The organism is Vibrio sp. S457-15 (genome assembly GCF_000960545.1).
GTDB lineage: Bacteria > Pseudomonadota > Gammaproteobacteria > Enterobacterales > Vibrionaceae > Vibrio > Vibrio parahaemolyticus.
This window is the reverse complement of record NZ_JYOQ01000121.1, coordinates 185,223-199,870: the sequence shown is the minus strand read 5'-3', so window position 1 is coordinate 199,870 and position 14,648 is coordinate 185,223. Positions and strand designations below refer to the sequence as shown.

General features: G+C 46.0%; 9 protein-coding genes. 7 read left to right on the top strand and 2 right to left on the bottom strand.

From position 1 onward, the window contains the following. Nucleotides 1-82: 82 nt before the first annotated feature. On the top strand, nt 83-1,699 hold the full coding sequence (locus UF05_RS11985) for an endonuclease (protein WP_045545564.1): 1,617 nt from the start codon (nt 83-85) through the stop codon (nt 1,697-1,699). 113 nt (nt 1,700-1,812) lie between these two features. Here the strand turns inward: UF05_RS11985 and pulA are convergent, their stop codons facing one another. Continuing rightward, nucleotides 1,813-5,802 carry a pullulanase-type alpha-1,6-glucosidase gene (gene pulA / locus UF05_RS11980; RefSeq protein ID WP_045545563.1) on the bottom strand — a complete coding sequence of 1,330 codons (3,990 nt, stop codon included), beginning with the start codon at nt 5,800-5,802 and terminating at the stop codon, nt 1,813-1,815. A gap of 543 nt (nt 5,803-6,345) precedes the next feature. Between pulA and UF05_RS11975 the strand changes: the two genes are divergently transcribed. The 6 genes from UF05_RS11975 to pdxY all read left to right on the top strand — a co-directional run bounded on the left by UF05_RS11975 (nt 6,346) and on the right by pdxY (nt 13,956). After that, the gene (locus UF05_RS11975) at nt 6,346-7,542 is read left to right on the top strand and encodes a tetratricopeptide repeat protein (RefSeq protein ID WP_005499994.1); all 1,197 of its coding nucleotides are present in this window, start codon (nt 6,346-6,348) and stop codon (nt 7,540-7,542) included. A 697-nt stretch (nt 7,543-8,239) separates the two neighbouring features. Then, nucleotides 8,240-8,686, top strand: coding sequence for a helix-turn-helix domain-containing protein (locus tag UF05_RS11970; RefSeq protein WP_005458369.1), 447 nt, complete (start codon nt 8,240-8,242; stop codon nt 8,684-8,686). Between the two features lie 410 nt (nt 8,687-9,096). Continuing rightward, on the top strand, nt 9,097-11,277 hold the full coding sequence (speF, locus tag UF05_RS11965; RefSeq protein ID WP_011106546.1) for an ornithine decarboxylase SpeF: 2,181 nt from the start codon (nt 9,097-9,099) through the stop codon (nt 11,275-11,277). A gap of 61 nt (nt 11,278-11,338) precedes the next feature. Further along, a complete protein-coding gene (potE, locus tag UF05_RS11960) occupies nt 11,339-12,649 on the top strand; it encodes a putrescine-ornithine antiporter (RefSeq protein WP_005374814.1) in 1,311 nt (436 codons plus the stop codon). Nucleotides 12,650-12,796: 147 nt separating this feature from the next. Continuing rightward, entirely contained in the window at nt 12,797-12,985 is a 189-nt protein-coding gene (locus UF05_RS11955) for an AbrB/MazE/SpoVT family DNA-binding domain-containing protein (protein WP_005458312.1), read from the top strand. A gap of 101 nt (nt 12,986-13,086) precedes the next feature. Then, on the top strand, nt 13,087-13,956 hold the full coding sequence (pdxY, locus tag UF05_RS11950) for a pyridoxal kinase PdxY (RefSeq protein ID WP_005499985.1): 870 nt from the start codon (nt 13,087-13,089) through the stop codon (nt 13,954-13,956). Between the two features lie 48 nt (nt 13,957-14,004). Here the strand turns inward: pdxY and UF05_RS11945 are convergent, their stop codons facing one another. Continuing rightward, on the bottom strand, nt 14,005-14,499 hold the full coding sequence (locus tag UF05_RS11945) for a hypothetical protein (protein WP_025793660.1): 495 nt from the start codon (nt 14,497-14,499) through the stop codon (nt 14,005-14,007). Nucleotides 14,500-14,648: the final 149 nt, after the last annotated feature.

Here is a 14,648-nt window from a genome sequence, read left to right as displayed (position 1 = left end):
TAAAAGTGTGACTTACGGGTTATTTATGCCTAACTAATATGTTTATCGTGTTTGGGATTTACATAACTAATGGAAAAGTATAATGAAATCCATCACAGCTCCTCTTTGTCTCCTTGCTGCCGTTAGCTCTCCGCTTGCGTATAGCCAAATTCTTAATGGTGACTTTGAACAGTGGAATGGCAATGCACCTACGCAGTGGTCAGTGATTGACGCTGGCATCGCGGTGTCGCCAAGCAGCGAACAAATCAAATCGGGCGGCTTGGCTGCTCAAGTCGTCGTGAACACGGGTACCCAGAGCAACACCGACTTTTTGCAAACCATTAATGTGGAGCAAGGGAAAACCTATCCGTTCTCAGTCTCGGTGTATCACACTGAAGGGCATGTAAAAGCTCGATTGGTGGCAGACGGTTATCACGGCTACTCCAATCCGCAGCAAACGAATCAGTGGCAAGAACTCACACTCAATTACACCGCGACGACCACGAAAACCATCGATGTGGGATTACGTTTTTATGATGAAGTGGGTTTTGACGGCTCAGAAGTGATTTATGTCGATAACTTCCAACCGACCGAGACAAGCACGCAGCCTCCCGTAGAGAGCTGTAGTGATCACCAAGTGGTCTTGACTCTCACGACCGACAACTATGGTTCTGAAACCAGTTGGACGCTGAAAAACAGCCAAGCCGAAGTACTGTTCTCTGGTCAGGGTTATGAGTCGGCAACCACCGTTGAAAAAAGCATGTGTTTAGCCGACGGTGACTACCGGTTCACCATTCAAGATGAGTATGGTGACGGCATTTGTTGTGGAAGTGGCGCGGGTTCGTACACGTTGATGGAAGGAGCCAAGACCCTTGCTTCTGGCGCTGAGTTCGCCAAAAGCGAAACCACTGATTTTACGTTAGGTGACACCACCACGACTCCACCAGTGGTTGATGGGTATTATCAAGCCGCGTCTGGCAAGACAGGCTACGCACTCAAAACGGCATTGTTTAACATCATCAATAATCACTCCAGCCGTGGCTATTCAGCGATTTGGACTTTGGTAAAAGACGCAGATTTGGATAACTACTACGAGAAAGATGGCTCCATTCTTGATATGTATTCAGAGAAGCCTGTGGGCAACGATGCAGTGAGTTTCACGAAAGTAATCGACCAATGCGGTCAATACAGTCAAGAAGGGGATTGCTACAACCGTGAACACTCGTTCCCGAAAAGCTGGTTTGGTGGCAAAGTTGAACCAATGAACTCAGACGGTCACCATTTGTTTGCCACCGATGGTTATGTAAACGCCAAACGTAGCAACTGGCCATTTGGCGAAGTGGGCACCTCGACTTATGTTTCCAGCAATGGTTCTAAGCTAGGTCAAGCGAGCACAGCACTGGGTTATTCAGGCACCGTGTTTGAGCCGATTGATGAGTTTAAAGGCGATTTTGCGCGCGCTTATTTTTACATGGCAACCCGTTACGAGAACGTGATTGGCAATTGGGAGAACAACACGAGCAACTCTGACGCGGTGTTGGATGGCACCAGTACGAACGTATTTGAACCTTGGATGCTAAACATGCTGAAACGTTGGCACAAAAATGATCCTGTTAGTGCGAAAGAAATCCGTCGCAATGACTTGGTGTTTGAGTTCCAAGGGAACCGCAACCCGTTTATCGATCATCCTGAATTTGTTGAGCAAATTTGGGGGAATTAACGCGCAATTGGTTTCAACATTGCGAGTCAATCTCGCGGCGAACCATTGAGAATAAGAAAGGGGAAGCATAATGCTTCCCCTTGTATTTACGGATGTTGTGAAAACTGGAGAGCTCAGTTCTTCGTGACGGTTACGATTGGCGCTGACTTGTCAGCCGCATTGAAATGGAAGTTGTAACTTCCTGCTTCTGCAATCGCAATTTTTAGGTTTGCACTACCGCCACCGACTTCCATCGTCAGTGCTTTACCAAGCTCAACACTGCCTTCGCCGCCGAAGTTGGTGTCTGCTGCCCAGTCTGCACTTGCAATCTTCATCTCGTAGCTACCCGCAGCTAGGTCAATGTCTAGCGAGTAAACATCATTGGCGACGTAGCTGAACTTCGCTGCTGAATCTTGCGCCGGAGTGTCCCAACTTGTGATGGTGCCACGTAGGTACAGTGCTGTTTCACCAAACGTTGGTGCATCCGCAGATTTGGTTACGGAAACCACAGGTTTTTCCACTTTCTCATCTTGAACGTATAGCGCGTTCAGTGTGAAGTTGTACTTGCCTGTTTCTGCGACGGTGAGTTTACAGTTTTCGTCTGCGCCTAGCTCCAGAGAGCCGCTGCCCACTGTTGCCACAGAACAACCGATGTTTGGATTTGCCCAACCTGTGTCTGCAAATTTGAACTCGTGGCTGCCTGCTTCAAGTACGCCTGTTACTGAGTACATGCCGTTGCCAATGAAAGTCATTGCCCAGTCGCTGTTGTCTGACCAATTGTTCATTGTGCCTTTCACGTAAACCACGGTTTCACCGAAAGGAGGAATGCTCGATACGTCTTTGTTGTCCGTATTGACTGGCAGACCCGCACCTTGCGCGCCGTCTTGTGGCTGTACGAATACCGCAGTAGTCAGTGCTGGCACAGTGAAGGTTTCATTTGCGAAGCTTGCGCCTTTCACGATGTCATCTGCAGAGTTTTGTTGAACTTCATGCAGCTCGAAACCTGTCGCGCCTTTCACGACAAATGATTTCTCTGTTGATGTTGAGTTCACCACGGCAACGATCGCATCGTATTTCGAATCCAAATCGGCACCTGCTGATTTACCATCGTCGATAGACATAACGATCAAGCCTTCCACTTGGTCTTTACCAACGTTGCGGAAGTCAACACGGTTCATGACTTCTTGAGCGGTATCTAAGCGGAACAGTTCACTTGAACTACGGATTTTTAGTAGTTCTAGGAATTGTTGTTTGGTTAGCTCAATGTCGGTTGCATCTGGCTTCGCTGTCGTGTCAGAAACGATCTTCTTGATCAGCTCCCAGTTTGCGCCGTCTTTGTCTTCACGAGGCAGACCTACGTTCCAGTTGTTGTCACTGCCGTCGAAGAAGACGCGGTTGAACCAGTCACCAGAATCGTAAGAGTCACGCTGCATCGATTTAGAACGCAGAAGCTCAGAACCCATGTGGATGAATGGGATACCTTGGCCAAGCATTATTGTTGATAGCGAGACAGATTGCATGCGTGCACGATCTGCAGAAGGAGTCGCAGTCGCAATCTTGTACGCGTTGTTATCCCACAGTGTTTGGTTATCGTGCTTAGACACGTACGAGATGTTTTCTGATGGCACTTTTGTGTAGCCTGCTGGCGCACCATTGTAATCAACGTTCTTACCTAGTTTAGTGTCGCCTTTGTAGTCTAGAAGAACGAAGTCAGCCAAGTTACCCGCCATGCCTAGACGAACCAAATCTTGGTTGTGTAGACGACCATTCACCGATTCTGCGTCCACTTTGGTTTCTTCATTCGCGTAAGCCGCGTTACCAAAACCTTGGTTGAAGCGAAGTGGGTGCTTACCTTCTGAATCGACACCGCCATCAAATGGGCTACCGCCACGAACAGCGTCACGCAGACGATCCGAGAACGTACCGATTTCAGTGCCAGCCATGTTTAGCTGAGTGGCTTGATCAAAACGAGCGTTGTTAGACACTTCACCGAAGTCCCAACCTTCACCGTAAAACAAGGTGTTTTCGTCAATCTTGCGGATTTGCTCAAGCGCGTAGACCATCACATCTTTTGGCTGGTGGCCCATCAAGTCGAAACGGAAACCGTCAACTTTGTAGTCGTCCGCCCACACTTTCAATGAGTCAACCATCAGTTTACCCATCATCAAGTTTTCTGTTGCTGTGTTGTCACAACAGGTTGAGTTTTCTACGCCGCCAGTGTTGACGTTAAGACGGTGGTAGTATCCTGGGACGATTTTATCTAGAACGGATTTGTCGTTAATGCCAGAGGCATTGGTGTGGTTGTACACCACGTCCATGATCAGCTTCAGCTTCATTTTGTGCGTTGCTTGCACCATTTCACGGAACTCAAGAATACGTTTTGAGCCGTTTGGATCGGTCGCGTAGCTGCCTTCTGGCACCGTGTAATGGAATGGGTCGTAACCCCAGTTGAAGCTGTCTAGCATGCGCAAATCGTTCATCAGTGCTTGCGCAGAACCGGTGGCTGGATCGTAGCTGTTCAGCACATCTTCAATCACTTTCGCGCCATCAACTTCGTCACAGACAGACGCTTCTGGTTTGATGCCACACAATTTACCTACGGTGTCAGTAATATCGACGCGGTTCGCCGCTTCTTCATCAACCGTAGCAATATCGAACGCTGGCAGGATGTGAAGCGTTGTTAAACCTGCGTCTTTTAGTGCTTGCAAGTGAGAGACCGATTCGCGGTCTGCTTCTGTGAGTGCTAAGTACTTACCGTTGTATTCTTTGGTGCCTTTTGTATCGTTAAAGCTGAAGTCACGAAGGTGTGATTCGTAAAGTACGTGGTCTTCATCTTTTTTAACGGTTGGGCGTTCGTAGTCGCTCCAGCCTTGTGGCATCAAGCTTGGATCATCCAAATCGATCACTTGAGAGTACATCGAATTTTTCGATAAGCTCAGAGAGTATGGATCTGTGACCAAGCGAGTTTCGATGACGCCCGTTGTTGGGTGGTAAACTTTAACTTGGTAACGGTAGTATTTGTTGACGACGTTGCTTTGCGCTTCAGAAACCCAGATACCAGTTGCTGAATCTTCTTTCATCGCAACGGTTGTTTCTTCTTTCAGATTCTCGTCATAGATGATCAGAGCAACGTCTTGCGCTGTTGGCGCCCAAAGTTTGAAGGTTGTTGCGCCGCCTTCCACAATCGCGCCGAGTTCTTGGCTAATTGCGTTACCTGCCTTGGAGTCGGCAAACACCGCATCCAAAACGCCCGGCTTTTGCACTTCAGTTGCAGAAATAACGTCGCCATTTGCGTTGTAAGCCACCATGACGATTTGTGATTTCAGAATCGTACGTAGGGTTGCATCGTCCACATCAATGCCAGCGGCTTGAAGGCTTGCAAGGTGGCGGAAACGAGATTTAAGACCGTCAGACAAATCGCCCGCTTTGGTCAGCTCAACAGCTGTACTGCCAGAGATTTGCTTGTCTTCATCCATTTTGATGTCGTTGGTCAAGCTGTAGAACAGCTTCATTGAATCAGCATTGGCTGCCGCTTCCCATGCGATAGTGTTGGCATCTAACCAATGCGCTTTTTGACCATCAATATCGACTGGACGTTCTTCGATTGGCTCGTAGTAAAGCTCGCTGCTGCCGTGGAAGCCAAATAGACCTTTAGAGTCGCCAATTTTGGTCAGCTCCACTTTTGAGTTCGAGCTACCGAAGGCTTTCTCATCGCCTTTGTGCAGAATGAAGTTCATACATTCGTGCGGATCAGACGCATCTGGGTTCACTTTCAGTACGTAGTAAGCGCCGTAGGTGTCGTTGATGCCGTCGAATGGACGCGGTGCAGACCAGTCCGTACCTGTGCCGGCAATGCCCATGGCTTCTAAGTCGGTGCTGGTACAGCCTTCGCCGTTCCACAAGTGCAAGCCCCAACCTTCGTAGTCGCTTGCCGTTGATGCGGATGCAATATCGCGCTTGTAGTAAATGACAACCTCGTTCTCTCCCGCAGGGTATAGGCCAGAGCCTGGGTTCGTGGTGTCGTCGCTTGTGCTATCGCTGCCACAACCGCTGATGACCGCGATGGAAATCAAAGGCAGTACGGTTTTGGCAATCGTTGATAATTTGAATGTTTTATTGTCCACGTTTACAAATCCATTGTTATTGAATTGATATAACGGACGTGCGGTATTTCGTGGCTCTAAAGCTCGAAGCGCTACACGCCCTATTTGGGGCAAGATGCCGAAAAGGAAATGTTCAACTAGATGCTAATACACTGAATCATCAGCAAAATGTGAGAGCAGGCTGTTAAGTTTTTTACAAGTAAAAATTTTCTGTCACAGTCGATTTTGTTCACAAAATAAATAATAAAACGGTCGCATAGTGAGATATTCCGCACACCATCAAAATGTAAATTTTTATAGGAGGAGTAAGGGGGGATGATAGGGGAGGAGAATATCTCAGCCCCAAAACTGTGATTAACTTCTATAAAAAACAGGGTGATATTTCGCCTTTAAAAATAAGTTACGCTGATATTGAATAAAATAACGCCAACAGACACTTAGAAGCTTCAGATTTTGCGGTAATGGTCGTTATATAATAAAGTCTGCCGATATTGGTCGGCATGTGATTTTCAAGACTCCCCGGTAGGGAGTTCATTTGGGCCCTGACTAAAAAAGAGGCTATCTATGAGTAGTATGGGCATTGCCATTGCGGCAACTGGCCTTTCACTCGTCCTGATATTTGTTTGGATGATCTCATTGTCGATGCGAAGGCAACGGCTGGAGACCGAGAGGAAAGCGCGTGAAGCTGCGTATCGTAAAGCGATGCAAAAGGCGCGTGAGCAAGAACGCAAAGAGCGTGAGTTTAAAGCAGAAACTGGCCACATCCCGACGATTTTGTTTTTAGCGAAAGAAGCTGAGCGGGACAACGTTCGACAAGCGCTGTATTGGTACGACAAAGCGGCGAAGTTGGATAACGTGACAGGCATGTACGGCATTGTGCGCCTTAGTGAGCGAATGCGAGAAGATGTGATCTTAAAAGAGCAGGCGAACTTCTGGCGAACTGCCATCGCGGGCATGGAAGGTGATATTGAAGCGAAGTTCACGACAGGTAAAGCACTGGTGTTTGGTCGAGGGGTAGAGAAGAACATCCCGAAAGGCCATCAACTCATCGAGACGGCGGCCGAAGAAGGTTGCGTTGCTGCGATGCTTTACATGGGAGAGTGGCAGCTCTCGCCTGAAAATACTTCAGGCCATAAAGCCGATGCGCTTTACTGGTTTATGAAAGCGGCAGAAAAAGACAGTGCAGAAGGCAAAATTCAAGTCGGCTTGTGTTATCTAAACGGCATTGGCGCAGACAAGAGCATGGTGAAAGGTTGCTATTGGCTGGAACGTGCTGCTGAGGGCGGCAGCGCAGAAGCGATGTACCATGCAGGCGAAGCATGGAAAGACAGAGGCAAAACAGGCAATGCGATTGCGTATGTTTGGTTGTTTCTTTCTGCCAATATGGGTTATCAACCAGCTCGCGTCCTTCGTGATGAAGTCGCGGCGAACATAGGTGTGGATGTGGTGGTTGGACTTCAATCCATTGCGAAGCCTCTGCAAAGAAAGCTCGCATCTGGCATGGTGAAAAAGCACTCGATCATTCGTGCGCTGAATAAAGTGTACAAACGTGACGTATATTTCCCTGGCGAAGAAGAGCTTAACGAGGTGTTAAGTGACGAGCACAAATCTGGGGCGAATACGTGGGAAGAGACGACGGAGCTGAACTTCGAACCGGATATGACAACGGTCACAACAGAAGATCAATCAGCGAAACCACCTGAGCAGAAAACGCCTTCCAAAGATGTGCTCGATTTTACGCAGAATTTTTTACAACCTTAATCTTCGAAGAGCCTCAGTAATGAGGCTTTTTTATTGCCTGATAACAGCTACTGGCAAGCTCCTCTAGGCGATGCCACCCTCTCTCTTCCCATCCCTGTTTTTACAAGAATCTCTATATAGAGACGAGTACACCGTTTTTAAGACGTTTGCGTGTTTTCTCATCGCATCGAGTCCTGAATCACGATGTTCGCTTCTATATGTACTAACGCTGCAAACATGGCCAAGCGGTCATGGTTGAGTGTTGCGAAGATCTTAATTTATTCATTTGCATATTATTTATTCGATTTCTCAACAGATTTTGTACGTTTAGTTCAGACTTTCTAGTGAAACCTAAAAATGGAGGGGAATCCCCCCTGTTTCAGAGATGGTTATTAAGCTCAAATCAAACATTTCCAATATCTAATTAACTGGAATTGGAAATTAATTTCGTGGCTATAAATAAAAGGCTAAAAAATACACTCATTACTTTATCTAATAATATTAATTAAAATTTGTACCTCTAAATCTAAATTTCTATTTTTGGTTTAAGATTTGATTTGTTGATTTTATTCTTAATTAGGCGCAAGATAATAAGCAAATAAAAATAGCGCATACTATGCGTATAAAAACATTCGGAAGTAACTTTTTCATTACATGTTTCAACAGAAAATGGAGCATATTCCATTTGCTCTGTTTTATTTCTATTAGAGATTTGTGTATGTTGAGAATCATTAGTGCAGATAAGTTCATCTCTTCAAGGTTCATCTTGGAATACAGCAAAGCGGAGTTTGCGTCTTTGTTGGGAGTTTCCGTAGCTAAGATAACCAATATTGAAAGTGGCAAATCTTCGATTCCCCCGGTGTACGATTACGCCATCAATCATTTACTCAGTGAGCATCCGTTCAAGGAAAGCGCAGTGGAAGCCCTTTGCTCTCATGAGACTCTTAACTTTGCCCGACGCATAGATGTGAACTCTAAGGTGCAACGCTTGTCCTGTAAGCGTTGCGATAGCCGTAGACTGCACGTTATGGCAGGAATGAGCGGGCTGTACTTTGTCGAGTGCATGGATTGTAAGCATACCATGTACTCGTCTGGTATCGCGGTAAAACGCTATCAACAGTGGTCCAACAATGGCGTAAAGCTGGATAGTCATTTATTTAATTGAATTGTGTTTCCTTTGCACCTAAAGTAAAAAGTCATCAATACATGTGTTGATGGCTTTTTTATTATGTGTTTAAATTTGGTTAAAATTAAAATATTTATTATCCCTAATAATATAGTCCTACTAATTATATAGTGATAGAAATCTCAAAAATTTATTTTCTTGATATTTTATTTCTAACAACAATGGTTGTGGTCACACAATTTTTAATTATTTTTCCTTTTAAGCCTGGTTTCAATATCATTGGCCCATCAATTGGAAAGTGATGAAGATCGCGAAATTTTAATTCGAGAAAATAAGACTTTTAAATATGAAAATTTAATCACGAAATTTGTTTTTTGAATTTTAAATATCGTTTTAGTTTGTAATATCTGTACCTGTCAATTTTAAAGAACAAAAAAGAGATATTCCAAATGAAACGTTTAATTATAGGTGTTAGTAATTACATGCCAGAAGACTTCAGTTTATTAGCTGAATCTTTAGATGAACAATTTAATCGTCATTTACAACCTTTAGAGCAAGTTGAATTAACCGACGTTGGTGCGGCTATTATTACTTCAGCAGACATTAAAGCAGGTCTGCATAAAATGATTTCTGAAACGGGTTACGGTATTCCAGTTTTCTTAGTAACGGATGAAAACCCAGTTTCGGCAGAAGATTACGTTTGGCTAACTGGCGTTATCGATTTAGAAAGACAATCTATTGAGTACTACTGTCGTCAAATCAACGAAGCAGTAACCAAGTACGAATGTCGTCTGCTTCCTCCTTTCTTCAAGCAATTAACGCACTATGTTGAGATGGGTAACTCAGCGTTTGACTGTCCGGGACACCAAGGTGGTCAGTTCTTCAAAAAACACCCAGCTGGTAAACAATTCTACGATTTCTTCGGCGAAAACCTGTTCCGTAGTGACTTGTGTAACGCGGACGTGGATTTAGGTGACTTGCTGATCCACGAAGGTTCTGCACACCAAGCGCAAGCGCACGCTGCAAAAGTATTTAACGCGGACAAAACTTACTTCGTACTCAACGGTACTTCTGCTTCAAACAAAGTGGTGTGTAACGCGCTAGTAACTGAAGGTGATTTGGTACTGTTCGACCGTAACAACCACAAATCGAACCACCACGGTGCGTTAATCCAAGCGGGTGGTATGCCAGTTTACTTAGAAACGGCGCGTAACCCTTGGGGCTTCATCGGTGGTATGGATGAGCACTGTTTCGATGAAGAATACATTCGTGCTCAAATCGCGAAAGTGGATCCAGAACGTGCACGCGATGAACGTCCTTTCCGTCTTGCTATTATCCAGCTTGGTACTTACGACGGTACTATCTACAACGCTCGCTACGTAATGGATAAGATCGGTCATCTTTGTGACTACATCCTGTTTGACTCTGCGTGGGTTGGTTATGAGCAGTTCATCCCTATGATGAAAGACTGTTCACCACTGCTGCTGGATTTGAAACCAGAAGACGCAGGTGTGATCGTAACTCAGTCTGTTCACAAACAACAAGCTGGCTTCTCTCAAACATCGCAAATCCACAAAAAAGACCGCCATATCAAAGGTCAAGCTCGTTACTGTAACCACAAACGTTTTAATAACGCGTTTATGATGCATGCATCGACTTCACCATTCTATGCACTGTTCTCTGCGCTTGATGTGAACGCGAAGATCCACGATGGCGAAGCAGGCCTGCGTTTATGGCGTGATGCGGTTAAGACTGGTATCGAAGCGCGTAAAGAAATCCTTAAGAGTTGTGAATTGATTCGTCCGTTCATTCCAGACGAAGTTGAAGGTCAACCTTGGGGCAGCTACGACACTGACGTGATCGCAACGAACAAGAAATTCTTCATGTTTGAGCCAAACGCAAGCTGGCACAAATTTGAAGGTTACGGTGAAGGTCAATACTTCGTTGACCCATGTAAATTGTTGCTAACTACTGCGGGTATTGCAGAAGACGGCAGCTACGCAGATTTCGGTATTCCTGCAACGCTATTGGCGAACTTCCTTCGTGAAAACGGCATCATCCCTGAGAAGTGTGACTTGAACTCCATCTTGTTCCTACTCACTCCTGCAGAAGATATGGGTAAGATCCGTCACCTTGTGGCTCAAATTAACCGATTCGAAAAATTCATCCGTGATGATGCGCCTCTAAGTATCGTACTTCCAAGCGTCTACGAAGCGAATAAAGAACGCTACCGTGGCTACACCATCCGTCAGCTATGTCAGGAAATGCATGACATGTACAAAGAGCTGAACGTGAAACAGCTACAAAAAGCGATGTTCCGCAGCGAGTACTTCCCACAAATGGTTCACAAACCAGACGTGGCAACACGCAAATACTTCCGTGGTGAATGCGATTACCTACCACTTAAAGAGGCCGTTGGTCGCGTAGCTGCTGAGGGTGCACTTCCTTACCCTCCAGGCATCATCTGTGTGATCACTGGTGAAATCTGGACCCCACACGTGGTGGATTACTTCCTATCTCTAGAAGAAGGTATTAACCGCTTCCCAGGCTTCGCGCCAGAAATTCAAGGTGTGTACCTTGAAGATGTTAACGGTCGCACTACCGCACATTGTTATGTCCTAAAAGATTAATCTACCTGTTCGCACCACGCTCCGGCGTCGGTGCGAACCGCTTATTCGTGGAGAATAATTTATGAGTACTGAAACTAAAAAAATGTCGGTGGTGCAGTTAACCATTCTGACATTCATCAACATGGCCGGCTCCGGTATCATCATGCTGCCAAGTAAACTGGCGCAAGTGGGCACCATTTCTGTGTTGTCTTGGCTGATCACGGCGGCGGGCTCTTTGGCGTTGGCTTACGTGTTTGCAAAATGTGGTCGCTTTAGTAAACGTGACGGCGGTATGAACGGTTACGCGTCTTATGCATTCGGTAAATCGGGTGCATTTATGGCGGGCTGGACTTACGGTTTGTCGCTCCTTATTGCGAACATTGCGATCGCGATTACTTGTGTGGGTTACGGCTCCGCATTCTTTGAAGTGACCCTATCTCCGGTCGAAACCTGTTTGTACACTATCGCCATTCTTTGGATTTGTACTTTCGCTAACTTCGGTGGCGCGAAAATCACAGGTCAAATTGGTACATTCACCGTGTGGGGCGTAATCCTACCAGTGTGTTCATTGGGTATTGTTGGTTGGTTCTGGTTTAACCCAACCATGTACATTGAGGCTTGGAACCCACACAGCTTGCCATTTGGTGAAGCAGTGAGTGCTTCTATTGCGATGACGCTATGGGCATTCCTTGGTCTTGAATCAGCTTGTGCGAACTCTGAAGCGGTAGAAAACCCAGAGAAGAACGTACCAATCGCAGTGCTAGGCGGTACGCTAATCGCGGCTGTGGTTTACATTGTATCGACAAACATCTGTTCTGGTATCGTTGCAAACTCTGAGCTTGCTGCATCTACAGCGCCATTCTCAACCGTATGGACAGTGATGCTAGGTTCAGCCGCTGGTAAAGTGGTTGCGGGTATGGCGGTATTGGCTTGTGCGGGCTCTCTATTGGGTTGGCAATTCACTATCGCTTCAGTGTTCAAATCGTCTTCTGATGCTGGCTTCTTCCCTAAATTGTTCTCTCAAGTGGACAAACGTGGTACGCCAATCAAAGGTATGATCGCGATTACTATTATCCAATCTGTATTGTCTCTAATGACGATCTCTCCAACGCTGAACGAGCAGTTCGAAGCGCTGGTTAACCTAGCGGTAGTAACAAACGTTATTCCTTACATTCTATGTATGGGCGCAATCTTTATCATGCAGCAAGTGGCGCACGTACCGGAGCGCGAGATGAAAACCACCAACGTTATTGCTCTGATTGGTTCTCTATACAGCTTCTACGCGCTATACGGCTCCGGCTACGAAGCGATGATGTGGGGCTCTATCGTAACCTTCCTAGGCTGGAGTGCTTACGGTCTGATTGCTGCGAAGCATGAGCCTTTAGCAAATTAAAAAATAATACTGAAAGAGCCTTCCCAAACGCGGTGTGGAAGGCTCTTTGTTTTTAGGCATTTACGCCAAATCCAAGTCAGCTCAATGTATTTGAGGCTAGACATCCAATGACGTGAAAACTCATTTTCGACATTTGGAGGACGAAAGATGATAAGTCAACCTGTTAAAATCGGTGACGATACCGCCGTAGTCATTCCAAGCGCAATCCTGGCTCAGCTCGGGATAAGGGAAGGAGATACCCTAGAAATCGCACTGAATAAAGACAAAATGGAAATTAAGAAGATGGTGTTGAAAACCAGCACTCCAACTTACTCTGAAGATATTGAGGAGAATTGAGTTAGAGAATCTTGGTTTGTCGGATACACTACTGGTTTCGCAAAACTGGCGCTTGCCGCTGTCTTTGAACTATCGATAACAACAATAAGAGGTAAGGTACTATGCAAGGTATCCTCTCTATACAATCTCATGTTTCTTTTGGTCATGCTGGTAACAGCAGTGCCGTTTTCCCAATGCAACGCATGGGTTTCGAAGTATGGCCGATTCATACCGTTCAATTTTCTAACCATACGCAGTATCAAGAAGGCTGGACTGGGCGAGCGTTTGCGGCTGAAGACATCAGCGAGTTAGTTCGTGGTCTAGGTAACATCGGTGCATTGGAAAAATGCCAAGCGGTGTTGACCGGCTACCAAGGCAGCGCAGAGCAATGCCTTGCTGTTGAAGATACCGTGACGAAAGTGAAGCAAGCGAATCCGAACGCACTTTATGTTTGCGACCCTGTGATGGGCGCGCCAGACAAAGGCTGCATTGTGGCTCCGGGTATTGCTGAAAATCTTCTGACTCGTTTGATGCCAATGGCGGACGTGATCGTTCCGAACCAATTCGAGCTGAGTCAATTTGCTGAGATGGAAATCCACTCACTAGACGATGCGATCACCGCATGCCAGCGTGCGCTAGCGAAAGGTCCAAAAGTTGTGCTAGTTAAGCACCTTTACTGCCTAGAAAATGGCAGCTTTAACATGCTACTGGCTACGCAAGAAGGCATTTACCTTGCGAAGCGCCCTCAATTTGAGTTTGCTAAACAACCTGTTGGCGTGGGCGACCTTATCTCGGCGATCTTCACTTCAGGATTGCTGAAAGGTTGGTCTCCTAAACAAGCTTTCCAACATTGTCACGACGCGTGTTACGGAGTGTTAAGCGCCACTTACCATGCAGGCGAATGGGAACTGCAAACCATCGCAGCGCAGCAAGAGTTTGTTGAACCAAGCAAACATTTCCCAATTGAAGAAGTGGAACTAGAAATGGCGTAACGCTATTTTCGAACACAAAAAGGAGCCCGGCGGCTCCTTTTTTGATCGCTAACATTGGGACGTATCGACTTTAAAACTGTGTCCGTCTTTTCCTGCGCCTTCCAACCGGTAATAGGCGTAGCATTTGCCTTGCATCAAGGCTTCTGGTGAGTCACTACGGCCGTAGCCGACTATCGAATAAGTGTTGTTTTCAATGAACACCAAGTTTGCTTGCTTCATTTCGTCTGAGATCGTCATGTTGTCGAAAAAGCTAAGGTGTTTGCCACATTCGCTTTGCGTTTCTGGATAGCCGTTGTAAAACTCTTGATAGCCCACAGCCGTCAGGACACATTGGTTTGCGCCATTCTCTTGGTTGAACGCTTTCGCATTGGCGTTGAGAATGGAGACGTAGTACTGCATGTCGGCAAACAAAACTTGAATGGCAGCAGAGCGAGCGTCGGACGTGCGCTGGTTCGAATGGTGGAGTGCATAAGCAGAGATTCCGCCTAGTAAAACAGCAGCGAACAACCACTCTTTCAATGAGAAACTAGACAGCCATCTCATTCGTTTACCCTCAAATTAAATCGACCATTCATACAATGGGGCGGCATTCTACGCATCGAATCTTGAAAATTTAAGGGTAAATCCCGTGTTTCAGAAAAAACTGACAGAAAGTTTATTAGTGATCAACAAGTGATACCGAATGCATATTC

Excerpts from the sequence above, each read along its gene's own strand:
- UF05_RS11985 (WP_045545564.1), top strand. The coding sequence starts at position 83 with ATGAAATCCATCACAGCTCCTCTTTGTCTCCTTGCTGCCGTTAGCTCT.
- UF05_RS11975 (WP_005499994.1), top strand. The coding sequence starts at position 6,346 with ATGAGTAGTATGGGCATTGCCATTGCGGCAACTGGCCTTTCACTCGTC.
- UF05_RS11970 (WP_005458369.1), top strand. The coding sequence starts at position 8,240 with ATGTTGAGAATCATTAGTGCAGATAAGTTCATCTCTTCAAGGTTCATC.
- speF (WP_011106546.1), top strand. The coding sequence starts at position 9,097 with ATGAAACGTTTAATTATAGGTGTTAGTAATTACATGCCAGAAGACTTC.
- potE (WP_005374814.1), top strand. The coding sequence starts at position 11,339 with ATGAGTACTGAAACTAAAAAAATGTCGGTGGTGCAGTTAACCATTCTG.
- UF05_RS11955 (WP_005458312.1), top strand. The coding sequence starts at position 12,797 with ATGATAAGTCAACCTGTTAAAATCGGTGACGATACCGCCGTAGTCATT.
- pdxY (WP_005499985.1), top strand. The coding sequence starts at position 13,087 with ATGCAAGGTATCCTCTCTATACAATCTCATGTTTCTTTTGGTCATGCT.
- UF05_RS11945 (WP_025793660.1), bottom strand. The coding sequence starts at position 14,499 with ATGAGATGGCTGTCTAGTTTCTCATTGAAAGAGTGGTTGTTCGCTGCT.